This is a genomic window from Actinoplanes sp. CA-142083 (genome assembly GCF_050942195.1).
GTDB lineage: Bacteria > Actinomycetota > Actinomycetes > Mycobacteriales > Micromonosporaceae > Actinoplanes.
This window is the reverse complement of record NZ_CP192076.1, coordinates 10189048-10205748: the sequence shown is the minus strand read 5'-3', so window position 1 is coordinate 10205748 and position 16701 is coordinate 10189048. Positions and strand designations below refer to the sequence as shown.

Here is a 16701-nt window from a genome sequence, read left to right as displayed (position 1 = left end):
CCCATCGCAACATCCGGAAGGCGGGTCGCTTCGGCGGCCCGCCTTTCCGCATGTCAGCGCCGGTGTCGTCCGGGGCGGGGGCGCTCGGCCAGCCACCACAGGGTCCCGCCGGTCGCGACGGCGATCAGGCCGGCTCGGGCCACGGCCAGCACGTCGTGGCCGGTGGTCGGCAGGTCGGCGACCGGCACGACGCGGATCGTCACGCTTCCCGTGGACCGCCCGCCGCGATTGTCACCGACCGTGTAGCCGAGCGCGTCCGCCCCGGCCGCTCCGGCCGCGGAGAGCTCCGTGGTCGTCCGGTCGTCGGCCGTGTATGTGACGGTCGTGGCGGTCATCGTCGCCGTGCCGCGCCGGGGCTTGCGGATCGTCGTGATCCTCAGCGGGTCGCCGTCCGGGTCGCGGTCGTTGAGCAGCGGCCGGATCACCACGCTGTCCCCGGCCGCCACCGTGACCCGGTCGTCCACCGCCACCGGCGGCCGGTTGCGCCGCGCCGGCGGCGGTGGCGTGCTGTGGCCGGGTGATGGTGTGGATGAGGCGCTGGGAGACGGCGCAGGCGATGGCGTGGCCGGCTCGGTGGTCGGCGGCGTAGTGCCGGGCGGCGGAACGACCGGCGCCGCCGGCACGATCACGTAGACCGTCCCCTGCGCCACGTTGCCGTCGGCGTCCACCATCTCGAAGGTGAAGCTGTCGGTCCCGGCGAAGCCCGGATCCGGCACGTAGGTGACCGTCCCGTCCGCGTTCAGCAGGGCGGTGCCATGGGCCGCCCGGCCGATCCGCACCGGGATCACCGGCCGCCCGTCCTGGCCCGTGTCCGGCAGGCCGATGCCCACCGACCGGCCGTCCAGCACCGTGACCTGCTTGTTCGGCACCTTCGGCGGCACGCCCACCACGATCTCGACGTCGGCGGTGGTGCGGTGCCCGGCGTCGTCGACCGCCATGTAGCCGAAGGTGGCGGTCCCGGCGAACCCGGCCGGCGGGGTGTAGGTCACCGCGCTCGCGGTGAAGCTGGCCGTGCCGTGGCCGGGCGTGGTGACCGCCGTGACGTCGAGCGTGCCGGCCGGGTCGAGGTCGTTGGTGAGCACGTCGACGGCGATCGCGTGCTGGTAGGGCGTCCTGCGGGAGTCCGGCACCGCGACCGGCACGCCGTTGGAGACCGTGATCGTGACGGTCCCGGTCGCGGCGCCGCCGTTGCCGTCGCTGATCACGTACGGGAAGGTGTCCGGTCCCACGTAGCCGGCCGCCGGGGCGTACCGGACCTGGCCGGACACGATGGCGGCCGTGCCGTGTCCCGGCGGGCCGGCCGAGACGATGGTGAGGGTCTGACCCGGGTTGGCGTCGGTGTCGTTGGCGAGCACGTCCACCACCACCGTCCGGTCGGAGAGCAGCGCCGCGGTGTCCGTCCCCGCCACCGGCACGGCGTTGGCCACCTGCACGGTGACCTGCGCGGAAGCGGTGTTCCCGGCGTCGTCGGCGATCGAGTACGGGAAGACGTCCGTCCCGAAGAACCCGGGATCCGGCCGGTACTCCACCGTCCCGTTCGCGTTGAGCCGGGCCGCGCCGTTCCCCGGCGTCCCCACCGAGTTGACGGTGAGCGGCCGGGCCTCCGGATCGGTGTCGTTGGCCAGCACCGCGATGTCGACGGCCGTGTCCGCCGGAACCGCCACGAGGTCGTCGACCGCCGCCGGCGTGCCGTTGATCGTGATGGTGACGTGGGCCCCGCTGGTCAGCCCCAGGTCGTCCGTGAGCACGTAGTCGAAGCCGTCCAGCCCGGCCGTGTTCGGGTCGGCCCGGTAGGTCAGCACCCCGCCGGCCAGCGTCAGCGTGCCCTTGGCGGGTCCGGTGGCCGAGGTGACGCTGATCGCCTGCGCGGTGTTGGGGTCGCTGTCGTTGGCGAGCACCGCGAGCGTGGCCGGCACCCCCGGCCGGGCGGTGAAGGCGTCGTCGACCGCGACCGGCGCCGCGTTGCGTACGGTGATCGTCACGATCGCCGAGTCGGTCAGCCCGGCCGGGTCCCGGATCGAGTAGACGAACGAGTCGTTGCCCTGGAAGCCCGGGTCCGGGTCGTACGTGATCGTGCCGTTCGCGTGGTCGGTGACCGTGCCGTGGCCGCCGGCCGCGACCACCGTCAGCGAGACCGCGTCGCCGTTCGGGTCGTCGTCGTTGCCCAGCACCGGCACGACCACCGGCGTGTTCGTGTCGGTGGACGCCGCGTCGGCCCGGGCCACCGGCGCCGTGTTCACCACCGTCACCGTCACGTTCGCGCCGACCACGCCGCCGTGCAGGTCGTCCACCGTGTAGTGGAAGGTGTCGGCGCCGAGGAAGCCGGGCGCGGGCGTGTAGGTCACCCGCTTGTCCGCTCCGATCGCGACCGTCCCGTGGCCCGGCCCGGCGTCGACCGTGACGGTCAGCGGCTGCCCGTTGGGATCGCCGTCGTCGTTGGCCAGCACGTCGATCGTCACGGAGGTCCCGCCGGGACCGGTGGCCGCGTCGTCCCGCGCGACTGCGACCCCGTTGGCCACGGTGACCGACACGGTGGCGGTGGCGGTCCCGCCGTGGCCGTCGTCGATCGTGTACGTGTACGAATCCGGCCCCGACCAGCCCACATCCGGCAGGTAGGTGATCGTGCCGGCGAGGTCGCGGGCGACGACGCCGTGCGCCGGATCGGTGGTTCCGGCGACGTGCAGCGGGTCGCCGTTGGGATCGGTGGCCCAGTGCAGCACGTCCAGCGTGAGCGCCGTGCGGTACCCGGTGGTCACCAGGAAGGGCTGGGCTACCGGCGCGGCGTTGCCGACCGTGACGGTCACGGTGGCGCTGTCCGTGGTGAAGCCGTCGGTGATCGTGTACGTGAAGGTCGCGGCGCCCGAGAAGCCCGGCGGCGCCGTGTACCGGACCACCCCGGCGAGCAGGGAGGTGCTGCCCGTGCCGGGCGCCGGGTTGCCGACCGACTGGACGCTCAGCGTGCCGAAGCCGTTCGGGTCGGTGTCGTTGGCGAGCGCCGGCACGACCACCCCGGCCTGGGCGGCGGCGTAGGTCACCGCCAGCACGTCGTCGGCCGCGGTGGGCAGCGCGTTCTGCACGTCGACCGAGACCTGGGCGGTCGCCGTCCCGCCGTGACCGTCGCCGACGGTGTAGGTGAACGTGGCGGTGCCGGCGAAGAGCAGCGACGGCGTGAAGGTGACGCCGGTCCCGGTGAACGTCACGTTCCCGTCGGACGGCGTCGCGGGCTGGGTGACCGCCACGACGGTGAGCGGGTCGCCGTTCGGGTCCGAGTCGTTCTGCCGGACGTCGATCGTGACCGGGGTGTTCCAGTCCGTGTTGATCATGTCGTTGTTGGCGACCGGAGGCGCGTTCTGCGTGGTCACCGTGACCGTGCCGGTCGACCAGCCGCCGTGCGGGTCGTCCAGGCGGTACGGGAATGTGTCGGCGCCGGCCCAGCCGGTGGCCGGGGTGTAGGTGACGGTCTGGTCGGCGTGCACCACCGCGATGCCGTGCGCCGGGACGCCGGTGAGCGAGACCGTCAGCGAGCTCACCAGGTCGTCCGGGTCGCTGTCGTTGGCCCGGACCGCGACGGTGACCGGGGTGGCGTGGCCGGTCGACGCCGTGTCCGAGACGGGCACCGGCGGGGAGTTGACCGCGAGCGTCGCGGTCGCGGTGTCGTTGGCGGCGTTGGCGTCCGAGCCGCTACCCGTCGCCTTGAGGGTGGCGACGGCGCCGGCGGCCGCGGTGTTGTCGGCGGTGGCCGGGACCGTGACGTTGCCCGAGCTGCCGGCGACCAGCGGGCCGAGCGCGCAGGCGACCACCTGCCCGGTCGCCGAGCAGCCGGCCGGCAGGGTGCCGGGGGAGACGCCGGGCGGCAGGGTGAGCGTGCCGGTCGCGGCCGGCTCCAAGTCGCCGCTCGCGTTGGTCACGGTGATCGTGTAGTTCACCGTGACCGGGGTGGCGGCCCGCTGCACGAAGGCCGGCATCACCGAGAGGCCGGCGGCCAGGTCGGCGTGCGGCTGCAGGACTGTGCTGGCGACGGAGCCGCCGGCCGCGGCGACACTGACGCTGGTGGTGCGCCCGGTGTAGCTGACGTTGACGAGGTTGGTGATGGCGTACCCGGCCGGCGCGCCGACCGCGACCCGGACCCGGAGAGTGACCCAGGTGGTGCCTAAGTAGGGAATGCTGCCCAGGCTCCAGCCGGCCGCCCCCGCGCCGAACCAGCCGTTGTCACCGTCGGCGCCGTCGGTGAGCGGCGTGCCCTGCACGGTCAGCGAGCCGGGGACGTAGGTGGTGTAGGGCGGGATCGCATCGGCCAGGTTGACCCCGTCGGCCGTGTCGCTGCCGTCGTTGCGCACCGCGATCCGATACTCGATCACGTCGCCTGGCAGCAGGTCGCCGCCGCTCAGGTCGGTGCCGGTGAGCGTGGTGGTGATCTTGGGGGCGTAGAGGTCGATGGTGAACGTGATGACGCCCGGGTAGTACTGGTCGCCGCTCGTGGTCAGGGTCAGCTTGGTCGAGGTGGCGCCGTTCGCGAACATCCCGGTCGCGTCCACCTGGTCCACGTCGAAACCGAGCAGATTCGCGTACGGCGGATTGCGGCCGCCCACCGCCGCGCCGGAGTCGCTCACCGTGCTGTTGAAGAAGTTGTCCGCCAGGTTCTGGGTATCGGCCAGCGGCTGCCCGTCGACCTCGAGGCTGTCCCCGGAGGTCCCGCTGTCACCCTCGTACGCGACCGCCCCGATCTTGGCGTGCACCGTGCCGGCGTGCGGGGTCTCGAAGCCGGTGATCGAGATGTCCGTGTCGCTGCTGGTGACCTGGCCGAAGCCGTCGAAGATGCGCAGGCTGCGCATGTCCTCGGCCGGGTTGCGGTAGGCGATGGCCAGCGACCAGCCCGCGAAGAGGTTGGTGAGCGCCGCGGGCGTCTGGATGTCCGCGACCCCGTACACGCCGTTGCCGGCGCCCGCGACCATCGCGGTCACGTCGGCGAAGCCCTGATAGACCGTGCCGGTCGTGTACAGGCTGCTCGCGGTGATCGTGGTCCAGGCCGCGCTCCCGGGCCCGCGGAAGCGCACCTTGTTGCGGTTGCCCGGCGACGGGGCGAGCGAGGAGTCGGCGCCCCAGTACAGGCCGGCGAAAAGCACGGTGCTGCCGGCCGGCATCGTGATGGTCGCGGTGCTGTCGTTGAACGTCGAAGCGCTGCCGTCGGCGTCGGTGTACGCCATCGCGTACGAGTTGTTGTTCGCGGCGCCCCCGGACGCGTTCCCGGACCGCGCGAGCGCGCAGCTCCCGGCCCCGAGCACGCAGGTCAGGTTGCTGTTGCCGCGCAGCAGGATCGAGCCGTTCGCGTTGACCTCGAAGCGCGGGGTGAACGGCGTGGTGACGGCCGCTTCGGCGTGGCCCGTGATCCAGGTCGTCGCCGCCAGAAGCGCGGCAACCACGACGATCAGGGCCGCGGACGCACGGCGCACCCCCACGCCCTGAGGCTAGGACAAAGGGGTCACAGCTGTTTGCGGTACAGGAAGAACACCCTTTCCACCCGCGCGCCCACCGCGATGGAGTAAAAGGGCATCGGGCCGACCCAGCCGATCTGCGCGGTCTGGTGGCCGTTCGCGCGCTGGTCGGCCAGGCAACGGCGGAGTAGTACCGAGCCGATCCCCCGGCCCCGGGCGGCCACGGTGGTGCCCATCGGGCCGAACCAGCTCGGCCGCGACGACCCGTACGCGGCGAAGCCCAGCAGCGTGCCGTCCGCCTCGATCGCGAGGTGGCAGCCGGCCCGCTCCCGGCCGATCGAGTGGCTGATCTCGCCGGCCCAGCCGGCGCCCCAGTTCGCCAGCGCGAACGCGACCAGCGCGGCGGTGTCGCCGGTGGTCGCCCGGCGGACCGTCACGCCCTCGCCGGCCAGCCGCTTCTCGTCCGGCTCGGTCGGGACGAGCGCGCGCAGGTCGGCCGTCATGTTCCAGGCCGGCTGGTCCTGGGCGAAGCCGAGCGCCATCGCCGCGCAGACCGCCGGGGTGTACCGCACGTCGATGCCGGGCCACGCGTAGTACGGCGCGTTGCCGGCCAGCACCACGTCGCCGGCGCCCAGCCCGGCCAGCGCGCCCTCGATCCGCGCCATCAGGGCCCGGCCCACGCCGCGCCGCCGCTCGGCCGGGTCGACCGCGATCAGGTCGATGTGCCCGATCGACGCGTCCCGGAGCGAGACCGACCCGAGCACCACCCCGATGATCCGATCGCCCGCGGCCTTGGCGACGAAGCCGGCGATGCGGCGCGGGATCGGCGACCAGCCGTCGGTGCCGGTGGTTTCGCGCAGCCGCGCCACGATCTCGGCCGCCTCGGCCGCGTCCTCGGGGAGATCCAGCCCGCTCCGGCACAGGGCAACAACAGCAGGCAGGTCGGCCTCGGTCAGCTCGGCAATCCAGAACTCGCGATCCACAACTGCCGAACCTAACTTAACTTTCGCGTGAGATTTCCCCCGCCTGGGTGACGCGCACGAGCGCTAACGTGGGACGGGTGCGTGATCCCTCCGTTTCCCGCTACTCGGCCGGACGCCTGTCCCCGATCCGGCGGATCGCCGACATCCGGCGCCTGCGTGACGAGCAGTTCGACGTCCTGGTGGTCGGTGGCGGGGTGACCGGCGCCGGCGCCGCCCTCGACGCCGCCTCCCGCGGGCTCAAGGTCGCCCTGGTCGAGGCCCGTGACCTGGCCGCCGGCACGTCCAGCCGGTCCAGCAAGCTGATCCACGGCGGCCTGCGCTACCTCGAGCAGCTCGAGCTGCACCTGGTGCACGAGGCGCTCACCGAGCGGGGCCTGCTCTCCACCCGCCTGGCGCCGCACCTGGTGCGCCCGGTGCCGATCCTGGTGCCGCTGCCGCCGGGCAACCCGCCGGCTCGGGTCTGGCAGCGCGCCTACTACGGGCTGGGCGTCGCGGCGTACGACGCGTTCGCCGGCGTCTTCGGCACCGGCCGGGGCATGCCGCTGCACCGCCATCTCACCCGCGACGGCGCGCGCCACCTGTTCCCGAGCCTGCGGGCCGACGCGGTGAGCGGCGCGATCCGCTACTACGACGGCCAGGTCGACGACGCGCGCCTGGTGGTCACCCTCGCCCGCACCGCGGCCAGCCTGGGCGCGGCCGTGGTCACCAGCGCCCGCGTGGTCGGCTTCGTGCGTGAGGCCCGCGAGGTGGTCGGCGTGCGGGTCCGCGACCTCGAGGCGCCCGACTCGCCGGAGTTCGAGGTGCGGGCGCGCACGGTCGTCGCCGCCACCGGCGTCTGGAGCGACGACATGTCGCAGATGCTCAGCGACGTCGGCGTCCGCCCCGGCCTGCGGGTGCGCGCCTCCAAGGGGGTGCACCTCGTGGTGCCCCGCTCCGCGATCACCGGCGAGGCCGGCCTGATCCTGCGCACCCCCACCTCGGTGCTGTTCGTGATCCCGTGGGGCGGCCACTGGATCATCGGCACCACCGACACCGACTGGACGCTCGACCGCGCCCACCCGGCCGCCTCGGCCCGCGACATCCGGTACATCCTCGATCAGGTCAACACCGTGCTCGACCGGCCGCTGACCACCGACGACATCGAGGGCGTCTACGCCGGGCTGCGGCCGTTGCTCTCCGGCGAGGCCGACTCGACCTCCAAGCTCTCCCGCGAGCACGCCGTGGTCGAGCCGATGCTCGGGTTGCTGCTGGTGGCCGGCGGCAAGTACACGACGTACCGGGTGATGGCGGCCGACGTCATCGACCGGGCGGTGCGCCGGCTGGGTGGCGCGGCACGGCCGTCGCGCACCGATCAGCTGCCGCTGCTCGGCGCGGACGGCTACGCCGCCGCGTGGCGCGACCGGCAAGACGTGGCGAAGCGGCACGGCGTCTCGGCCGGGGTGGTCGAGCATCTCCTCGAGCGGTACGGCACGCTGACCGTCCACATCCTGGCCATGATCGCCGCCGAGCCGGCGCTGGCCACGCCGCTGACCGGCGCCCCGGAATACCTCGCGGCCGAGGTGGCGTACGCGGCGCTGGCCGAGGGTGCCCTGCACCTCGATGACGTGCTCACCAGGCGTACGCGAATCTCGATCGAAACGCCGCACCGCGGCACCGAGTCGGCCACCCACGCGGCCGCGATCATGGGGGACGCGCTCGGCTGGGACAAGGCGGTCCGGGAGAGGGAGGTCGAGCACTACCTGGCGCGAGTGGCCGCCGAGCGGCAGTCGCAGACCATGCCCGACGACCTGACCGCCGACGCGGCCCGGATAGGGGTGCCGGACGTGCGCGGCTTCGCCGCCGACCGGGGGATCGACCTCTTAGAGATCGATCTTTGATCCTCGTCGACGAGCCGCTGTGGCCGGCCCGGGGCCGACTCTGGTCCCACCTGGTCAGCGACGTGTCCTATGCCGAGTTGCACGTGTTCGCCGAGATGCTGGGCGCGCCGCGGCGCGGCTTCGACCGGGATCACTACGACATTCCGCAGGAACGGTTCCGCAGCGCGCTCTGGCTCGGCGCGACCCTGCTGCCCTCGCGTGACCTGGCGTTCCGCCTGCGGGCGGCGGGCCTACGCCGTCCCAAGCACCTCGTCTAGCTCACGCCGCAGGTTGGCGCGGGCCTTGTCTTCCCACTGCGTGCGCAGCGGCTCGAGGCGGTAGATCGACGGCAGCTCCAGCAGCGCCTTGAGCACCTGGGAGCGGCCGTCCCGGAAGGCGTCCTCGGGAACGTGCGCGTACTCCCGGCGGATGGCGGCGGTGTATGCCGCGTACGTGTCGTCGTCGCTCGCCAGGATCGCCAGGTCGGCGTCGCAGAGCAGCTCGCCGTCGGGATCGTCCTCCTCGGTGGCATGCCCGGCGGTCAGCCCGACCAGCCGCGCCACCTCGGCCGCGGTCGCCTCCGGCACGCCCAGCGTCGTCAGCAGCCCTTCGGCGAACTCGGCGCTGTCCCTCTCGTTCGCGTCCCCGAGCGCCCGCGGGTCATAGACCGCGTCGTGCATCCACGCGGCCAACCGGACCCGTTCCGCATGTGCCGCGAGACCGGCATGGCGATCGATCACATCGAGTACGGCGGACAGATGCGTCACCGTGTGATAGTGCCGTTGCGGCTCCGACCAGCGGGACAGCAGGTACTCGCCGGCGGCGGTCAGATCCGGGCCCCCGGCGGTGGCGCCCGCCTGCCGCGCCGCCACCGTGAACTCGTCCACGAGAGAAGTCACATCCGCCAGTATGGTCAGTGATCGTGACCCCCTCCGCCGCGCCCCGGCTGACCGGCCGCGCCCGGGCCGGCCTGCTGGCCGGCGCCCGCCGGGTGCGGGGCGGCATCGCGCTCGCCGTTCAGGCCGGGGTGGGCGCCGGGATCGCCTGGTTCATCGCGCACGACGTGATCGGGCGTCCGCAGCCGTTCTTCGCCCCGATCGCCGCCGTGATCACGCTGGCGTCCTCGGTCGGCCAGCGCGCCCGCCGCACGGCCGAGCTGGTCCTCGGCGTGGCGATCGGCATCGGCATCGGCGACGCGCTGATCCTGCTGATCGGCACCGGCCCGTGGCAGATCGGCCTGGTCGTGCTGCTCGCCATCCTGGTCGCCACGGCGGTCGGCGGCGGCACCCCGCTGGTGGTCCAGTCCGCCTCCTCGGCGGTACTCGTGGCCACCCTGACCTCGTCCACCGGCCTGCCGTGGACGCGGTTCTTCGACGCCCTGGTCGGCGGCGGAGTCGGCCTGGTCGTGATGACCGTGCTGCTGCCGCTGAACCCGCTCACCGTCGTGAAGCGGGCGGCCGACCCCGCGCTGCGCGCCTTCGCCGACGGCCTGCACCACGTGGCGACGGCGCTGCGGGCCCGCGACCGCGACGAGGTGGATGCGGCCCTGGTCGAGCTACGCGCCGCCGAGACGTCCTTCGCCGCCTTCTCCGCGGCGGTCACCGCGGCCCGCGAGAACGTGGCATTCGCTCCCGCCCGCTGGCGCACCCGGGGAGCGCTGGCGCAGTACGTCGACGGCGCCATGCAGGCCACCCACGCGCTGCGCAACGCCCGCGTGCTGGTCCGGCGGGTGAGCACCGGCCTGGGCGACGAGGAGAAGATGCCCGACGTGCTGGCCACCGCGATCACGTTGCTCGGCGACTCGGTCGACCTGATGCGCCAGGAGTGGGCCAAGGCCGCCGAGCCGCTGGCGGCCCGACAGCGGGCTTTGAGCGCGGTGTCGGAGGCGGCCAAGGCCTACGACGACGGGGTCGGCTTCTCCGGCGGCGTGGTGGTCGCCCAGATCCGCTCGGCCGCCACCGACCTGCTGCGCGCCACCGGCGTCGACTTCGCCGAGGCGCCACGCCTGGTCCGCCGGGCCGCGGGCTGGCGCGACCGAGCCCGCACCACCCGCCGCCCCGGCCGCCGCCCACCGGCGCCGGGCCACGCTTGACGCCGGCCGCGCTTGCCGGTTGGCCGCGCCTGACGGTTGGCCGCGCGGGCCGCGGGGCCGCCCCCACCCGACCGGGTGACTACGCTGGCTTGCATGGCCGACGTTTCGCCGGGCGGGCCGCCCGACCAGAGCGCCCCGACTCAGGCCGTGCCGCACCCGTCGGCGCTGCCCACGCAGGCGTTCGCGTCCGGCGCGGCCGCGGGCTCCGATCAGGCCGGCGCGGCTGGCTCCGACCCGGCCGGCGGTGCGCCTGGCTCAGTCCAGCCTGGCGCACCGGCTGGCTCCTTCGCGGCGGGCGACCCGGCTAGTTCCTTCCAGGCTGGCGCGGCACCTAGCTCCTTCCAGCCCGGTGCGTTCGAGCAGCCTCCGGGGCCTGACTTGGTCTATGGCGGGCCGTTTCCGGGCGATGCGACCATCGTTTCCCAGCCTGTTGCCCGCATGGGCTACCGGCGCTGGCTTCCCATGGTCGGGGTCATCGGCTTTCTGCTGGCCGGCGCCGTCGGCATGCTCTTCTTCCTGGGCGTGGACATCGGCCTCACCGGGCTGACGGTCGGGCTGATCGCCGCGGTGTTGCCGGTGCCGCTGCTGGTCGCCGCCTTCCTCTGGCTCGACCGCTACGAGCCCGAGCCGATCCGGTACCTGGCCTTCTGCTTCACCTGGGGCGCCGCGATCGCGACCGCCGCGGCGTTGCTGGTCAACACCGAGGCGTCCAAGCTCTTCGACAAGTGGGGCTTCCCCGATGCTCTCGTCGCGGTGCTGGTCGCGCCCTTCATCGAGGAGTCGATGAAGGCGCTGGGCCCGATCTTCCTGCTCTGGCGCCGGCGCAGCGAGTGGTCCGGCATCACCGACGGCATCGTCTACTGCGGGCTGTCGGCGCTCGGTTTCGCCATGGTGGAGAACGTGCTCTACCTCGGCAAGCACGGCTACGCGACGGGCGTCGAGGAGTACGGTCCCGCCACCGGCCTGCAGAACCTCTTCCTGATTTTCATCGTGCGCATCCTGTTCACCGGCTTCGCGCACCCGCTGTTCACCTCGATGACCGGCATCGGGCTGGGCATCTCGGCCCGCTCGGGCGACCGCCGGGTTCGCTGGCTCGCCCCGATCGCCGGGCTGCTGCTCGCGATGATCCTGCACGGCACGTTCAACCTGCTGCCCACGCTCTCGGCGAGCCTCGAACAGCCATTCATCATGCTGTACGGCTACCTCGGCTTCATGGTGCCGCTGTTCTTCGCGGTGGTCGGCTTCGCCATCGCGCTGCGCGCCTGGGAGGGCCGCCTCACCGAGCGCGTACTTCCGCTCTACGTCCGGGCCGGCTGGTTCTCGCCGCCCGAGGTGGCGTCGCTCGGCAGCCTCGGCCGCCGCCACTCCGCGCGGCAGTGGGCCAAGCGGGTCGCCGGCGCCACCGGGCAGAAGGCGATGCGCGACTTCCAGTTCGCCGCGACCCAGCTGGCGCTGCTTCGCGACGGCATGCAGCGCGGCCTGCACACCACGCCCACCGACCAGTACCGCACGACCTCCGAGGAGAACCGCCTCCTCGAGGAGATCCAGGCCCACCGGCAGTCGTTCACGGCGAAGGACCCGACGACGCCCCAATCCTTCTGGGACGGCCTCAACTACCACATCGTCTTCCCGGACGGCGTGCCCCGCGTCCTGCCGCCGCCGGCCGACCCGGTGGTCCCGGTCCCGATCCGCCTGCCCCCTGCCCGCCCGGTGTACCCCGGCTACGGCCAACCCGCCTACGGCCAACCCGCCTACGGCCAACCGGCCTACGGACAGCCGGCCTACGGACAGCCGAGCTATGGCCAGCCCACTTACGGTCAGCCCAGCTACGGTCCGCCCAGCTATGGTCAGCCCGCCTACGGCCAGCCGAACTACGGTCAGCCCGGCCAGGGTCAGCCCAGCCAGCCTGGTCAGGGGCAGCCGGGCTATGGGCAGCCTGGTCAGGGCCAGCCGAGCTACGGGCAGCCGAGCTATGGCCAGCCAAGTTACGGGCAGCCGGGCTATGGCCAGCCCAACTACGGCCCGGACCCTTATGTCCGGCCGCCGGCCCCGGGGGGCTACGGCCCGCCGCCGTTCGCGCAGCCGCCGTCTTCCGGGTTTGAGCCGGGCCCGCGAAGCCCACAGCTCCCACCGCCCGCCTCAGGCGCGGGAACCGCCGTATCTCCGACGCAGCACGATGCGCTGCCCCCGCCGTACGCGTCATCGTCGGAAAGCGCACCGCCCACCCAGCCGGACGCGAACCGCCCGGAGTGATGATCTAAAGGTAGAGGCCGGTGCCGTCGGACTCGACGCGGCTGGCGGCGACGGCGTGCACGTCGCGCTCGCGGAGCAGGACGTACTCGCGGCCGTGGAGCTCGACCTCGGAGCGGTCGTCGGGGTCGAAGAGAACGCGGTCGCCCACGATGATCGAGCGGACGTTGGGGCCGATGCCGACAGCGGTCGCCCAGGACAAGCGGCGCCCGACGGAGGCCGTGGCGGGAATCACGATCCCGGCCGACGATCGTCGCTCGCCCTCTGCACCGTCCTGGCGGACAAGGACACGATCATGCAGCATCCGGATCGGCAGACCGGACTCGGTGCGGGTGTCGGCGCTCACGATTGCAGACGGTACGCCGCCGCCCGGTTTGGTTTTGCGGGTGGTGGCTGCGGGGACTCAGCGGCGCGGGACCACTACGGTGGTTACCGCGTGCCGCGACGCGGCGCGGATGCGGCGAGGAGGTTGGCCGGTTGAGCCGTTTGCATCGGGTCCGTGACAACCTGCGTCGTGCCTACGACTCGGGCCGGGAGTCGGTGCGCCAGGCGCGCGCCGACGAGGCCGTGGTCGAGCCGGACCGCGACGAGGAATTCGTGCCGCCGCCCGTGGAGCCCGAGGTGGTGTACGACTCGACGAACAGCCGGGACGACGCCGAGGTGCCGCATTCGCTGCGGATCGCCGCCGCCTGGAGCTGGCGGCTGATCGTGGTCGGCGTGGTCGGCTGGGCGCTGCTGCACTTCATCGGCATCGTCAGCTTCGTGGTGATCCCGCTGGCGATCTCCCTGCTGCTCTCGGCGCTGCTCGCCCCGGCCGTCCGCTGGGTGCTCAAGCTGCATGTGCCCCGCTCGCTGGCGACGTTCCTGGTGTTGATCTGCGGCATCGCCGCGGTGGCCGGCACGCTGACCCTGGTGATCTCGCAGTTCGTCGACGGCGTTGGCGAGCTGACCCAGAAGGCGAGCGACGGCGTACGGCAGATCCAGAACTGGGCGCGGACCGGCCCGCTGCACCTCTCGGACGCTCAGGTGAACCAGGCGATCGACAACGCGCAGCAGTGGGTGAACGAGCACACTTCCCAGCTGACCTCGACCGGCATCGCGACCGCCGCAACGCTGTTCGAGGTGGTCACCGGCATGCTGCTGGTGCTCTTCTCGACGTTTTTCTTCCTGCGCGACGGCCGGAAGATCTTCCGGTTCATTGTGCGGCTGTTCCCGGTGCAGGCCCGCTGGTCGCTCGCGGACGCCGGGGACGCGTCGTGGGTGACGCTGGGCGCCTACGTGCGGGCGACTGTGCTGGTGGCGTTCATCGACGCGGTCGGCATTGGTATCGCTCTGGTGATCTTGAAGGTTCCGTTCCCGCTCCCGCTGGCCGCGCTGGTGTTCCTGGGCGCGTTCATCCCGATCGTCGGCGCGAGCGTGTCGGGCGCGGTGGCGGTGCTGGTGGCGCTGGTCGACCAGGGCTGGGTGATCGCGCTGATCGTGCTGGGCGCGGTGATTCTGGTGCAGCAGGTGGAGGGCCACGTCCTCCAGCCGTTGATCATGGGCCGGGCGGTGGCGATCCACCCGCTCGTCGTGATCATCGGGATCGCGTGCGGCGCGACGCTGGCCGGGATCATCGGCGCGCTGGTGGCGGTGCCGCTGATCGCGGTGCTGAACACGGGCGTCCGGCGGCTGTCGCGCCGGCGCCCGGAGGTGCCGCCCACCGCGGTCGTCGTGACGAGCAAGGGCGGGACCCCCACCGGGGATCCCGCCCTCTGACAGAGCGTGGGCTGCTAGGCCGCCGCGACGCTGATCGCGACCTCGTTGACGCCGCGAGTGGCGTCCACGACGACCTCACCGTTGCCGGACCGGCTCAGCGCCCGCAGGGTCCATGACCCCGGCGCGGCGAAGAACCGGAACACGCCCTCGGGCGAGGTGACGACCTCGGCGGTGAACTCGCCGGAGGAGTCGAGCAGGCGCACGTACGCGCCGCCGACGGCCTCGCCTTCGGCGGTGTTCACCAGGCCGGTGATGACGGTTTCCTTCTCGAGGTCGACGCTGGCGGGGAGGGGCGCCGACTGGTCGGGAGCGGCGCAACCGGCCGCGATGTTCGACGGGGAAGTCATATGATCACGCCTTCCCGGGCTCGTCGCCGAGCGCGATCGGCACGCCGATGAGCGAGCCGTACTCGGTCCAGGAACCGTCGTAGTTCTTCACGTTCTGCTGGCCGAGCAGCTCCTTGAGCACGAACCAGGTGTGCGAGGAGCGCTCGCCGATCCGGCAGTACGCGATGGTGTCCTTGCTGCCGTCGAGGCCGGCGTCGCCGTAGATCTTGGCGAGCTCGTCGTCGGACTTGAAGGTGCCGTCCTCGTTGGCCGCCTTGCTCCACGGCACGCTGATCGCCGTGGGGATGTGGCCGGCCCGCTGCGACTGCTCCTGCGGCAGGTGCGCGGGGGCGAGCAGGCGGCCCGCGAACTCGTCGGGGCTGCGCACGTCGACCAGGTTTTTCACGCCGATGGCCTGGACGACCTCGTCGCGGAACGCGCGGATCGACAGGTCGGGCGCGGAGGCCTGGTAGGAGGTCTTCTCCCGGCTGGGCACGTCCTTCGAGTACGGGCGGGCGTCGAGCTCCCACTTCTTGCGGCCGCCGTCGAGCAGCACGACGTCGCCGTGGCCGTACAGCTTGAAGTACCAGTACGCGTACGCCGCGAACCAGTTGTTGTTGCCGCCGTAGAGCACGACCTTGTCGTTGTTGGAGATGCCGCGCTCGGAGAGGAGAGCGGAGAACTGCTCCTGGTTGACGAAGTCCCGCCGGACCGGGTCCTGCAGGTCCTTCTTCCAGTCGATCTTGACCGCGCCGGGGATGTGGCCGCCGTCGTAGGCGGTGGTGTCCTCGTCGACCTCGACGAAGACGATGCCCGGCGTTTCAAGGTTCTTCTCGGCCCAGTCGGCCGAGACGAGTGCGGTGTCGCGACTCATCGGTTCACTCCCTTGATGGGTGGAGGGGGAGAGTCAGCGCACGGAGGTTTGGTCGCACCCCGCGCGGGACCCTGGTTACAGATCTCGTGCTTGTGCGACGGCGCCACTGCCGGGCTTTGCTTCGCGTTGCTTCGCGAGCGAGCTAGAACGTGCTCAGCACAGGTGGCCCCGTCAGATGACAGGGCGACACAGGCAGGCGGCCACGCGGCACAGGTCGACCGCGCGCCTCTTGGTGAGCAACAGGCTCATGGAAAACGACCCTACCAGCGGTTCCAGACCGCGGAACAGCCTCGACCACGATCCGGGAACGAGTCCGCAGTCACAGGCCCGCGGAATTGAGATCCACGTTGCTGGCGGCGGCGGTGATTTTCAGGCCGTCGGCCTGCGGCTCGACCTTCTGCACCTTCAGGTCCAGCGGCAACGGCGGCACGGTGAGATTGAAGGCCAGCTTCTGCACGTACGAGTTGATCAGCCCCCGGACGAGCGCGTTGTCGGGCAGACCCTCCGCCTTCACATCGCTGAAACGCACCTGAACCACATCGCCCTTGACCGTGAGCTCGGCCGTGCCGCTGACGTTGACGGTCTGGCCGAGCGCCGACACCGGCGCCGATCCGACCAGCTTGCCGTCCTTCTCGGCGAGCTTCACCCCGGGCTGCCCGACCAGCTCGGAAAGCTGCGCGTAGTCGATGAGCCCGGTGCCGGTGACCGTGCCCGCGGTGATCTGCCCATTGCCGGAGCGGAGCGTGTCGAAGGGCGCGGTCACGTCGTTGGCGCGAATGTCGAGCAGCTTGATCCGGATCGTGCGGCCCTCGACGGCCGGACCGGTGAAGTCGGCCAGCTCGATCTTGATCTCGTGGTAGACGCCGCGGGCGACCTGGGTGAGGAACGGGAAGCCCTCGACGGTCACGTCCGGCTTCTCGCTGGTCGCCTTCTGGTCGGCGACCTCCTGCGCGACCCGGTCGCTGATCGTGCGCTCGGCGTAGGACGCGGCGACCCGGTCGGCCACCACGAGCGCCGCGGCCACCAGGATCAACAGAACGATGAAGCTGATGAAGAGGCGTCGTCCCCAGCGCCGCCGCGGGCGGTACGTCTCGCTCACCGGTCCTCCCGATATCGACTGCGGTGGACGG

Annotated in this window: 13 protein-coding genes; 5 read left to right on the top strand and 8 right to left on the bottom strand. The window is 72.2% G+C overall.

The genetic code is table 11. From position 1 onward, the window contains the following. Positions 1-53: 53 nt before the first annotated feature. Both ACQPZX_RS47255 and ACQPZX_RS47250 read right to left on the bottom strand, forming a co-directional pair. Entirely contained in the window at positions 54-5456 is a 5403-nt protein-coding gene (locus tag ACQPZX_RS47255) for an Ig-like domain-containing protein (RefSeq protein ID WP_433371319.1), read from the bottom strand. A 23-nt stretch (positions 5457-5479) separates the two neighbouring features. Further along, complete coding sequence (locus tag ACQPZX_RS47250) at positions 5480-6415, bottom strand: GNAT family N-acetyltransferase (protein WP_433371316.1); 936 nt, start codon at positions 6413-6415, stop codon at positions 5480-5482. A gap of 77 nt (positions 6416-6492) precedes the next feature. Here ACQPZX_RS47250 and ACQPZX_RS47245 point away from each other — a divergent pair, with 77 nt between their 5' ends. Continuing rightward, complete coding sequence (locus ACQPZX_RS47245) at positions 6493-8292, top strand: glycerol-3-phosphate dehydrogenase/oxidase (protein ID WP_433371313.1); 1800 nt, start codon at positions 6493-6495, stop codon at positions 8290-8292. Continuing rightward, positions 8289-8549: a DUF4031 domain-containing protein gene (locus ACQPZX_RS47240; protein WP_433371311.1), complete on the top strand. Its 261-nt coding sequence runs from the start codon at positions 8289-8291 to the stop codon at positions 8547-8549. Before ACQPZX_RS47245 ends, ACQPZX_RS47240 begins: the two co-directional genes overlap by 4 nt. Here ACQPZX_RS47240 and ACQPZX_RS47235 read toward each other — a convergent pair. Then, positions 8523-9170, bottom strand: coding sequence for an HD domain-containing protein (locus ACQPZX_RS47235; RefSeq protein ID WP_433371308.1), 648 nt, complete (start codon positions 9168-9170; stop codon positions 8523-8525). The two genes, ACQPZX_RS47240 and ACQPZX_RS47235, sit on opposite strands and share 27 nt — an antisense overlap. A 23-nt stretch (positions 9171-9193) precedes the next feature. Here ACQPZX_RS47235 and ACQPZX_RS47230 point away from each other — a divergent pair, with 23 nt between their 5' ends. Together ACQPZX_RS47230 and ACQPZX_RS47225 are read left to right on the top strand one after the other, a co-directional pair. Beyond that, complete coding sequence (locus tag ACQPZX_RS47230) at positions 9194-10363, top strand: FUSC family protein (RefSeq protein ID WP_433371305.1); 1170 nt, start codon at positions 9194-9196, stop codon at positions 10361-10363. Between the two features lie 462 nt (positions 10364-10825). Next, a complete protein-coding gene (locus tag ACQPZX_RS47225; protein ID WP_433371302.1) occupies positions 10826-12616 on the top strand; it encodes a PrsW family glutamic-type intramembrane protease in 1791 nt (596 codons plus the stop codon). 4 nt (positions 12617-12620) lie between these two features. Here ACQPZX_RS47225 and ACQPZX_RS47220 read toward each other — a convergent pair whose 3' ends face one another. Next, positions 12621-12917: a GroES family chaperonin gene (locus ACQPZX_RS47220; RefSeq protein ID WP_433385933.1), complete on the bottom strand. Its 297-nt coding sequence runs from the start codon at positions 12915-12917 to the stop codon at positions 12621-12623. Positions 12918-13090: 173 nt separating this feature from the next. Between ACQPZX_RS47220 and ACQPZX_RS47215 the strand changes: the two genes are divergently transcribed. Continuing rightward, positions 13091-14371 carry an AI-2E family transporter gene (locus tag ACQPZX_RS47215; RefSeq protein ID WP_433371299.1) on the top strand — a complete coding sequence of 427 codons (1281 nt, stop codon included), beginning with the start codon at positions 13091-13093 and terminating at the stop codon, positions 14369-14371. 14 nt (positions 14372-14385) lie between these two features. Here ACQPZX_RS47215 and ACQPZX_RS47210 read toward each other — a convergent pair whose 3' ends face one another. From ACQPZX_RS47210 to ACQPZX_RS47195, 4 genes are all read right to left on the bottom strand, one after another. After that, a complete protein-coding gene (locus ACQPZX_RS47210) occupies positions 14386-14718 on the bottom strand; it encodes a DUF1416 domain-containing protein (protein WP_433371296.1) in 333 nt (110 codons plus the stop codon). Between the two features lie 4 nt (positions 14719-14722). Continuing rightward, positions 14723-15571, bottom strand: coding sequence for a sulfurtransferase (locus ACQPZX_RS47205; protein WP_433371293.1), 849 nt, complete (start codon positions 15569-15571; stop codon positions 14723-14725). A gap of 171 nt (positions 15572-15742) precedes the next feature. Beyond that, entirely contained in the window at positions 15743-15820 is a 78-nt protein-coding gene (locus ACQPZX_RS47200; RefSeq protein WP_311772860.1) for an Ms5788A family Cys-rich leader peptide, read from the bottom strand. 70 nt (positions 15821-15890) lie between these two features. Continuing rightward, positions 15891-16670 carry an LmeA family phospholipid-binding protein gene (locus ACQPZX_RS47195; RefSeq protein WP_433371291.1) on the bottom strand — a complete coding sequence of 260 codons (780 nt, stop codon included), beginning with the start codon at positions 16668-16670 and terminating at the stop codon, positions 15891-15893. Between the last annotated feature and the right edge of the window lie 31 nt (positions 16671-16701).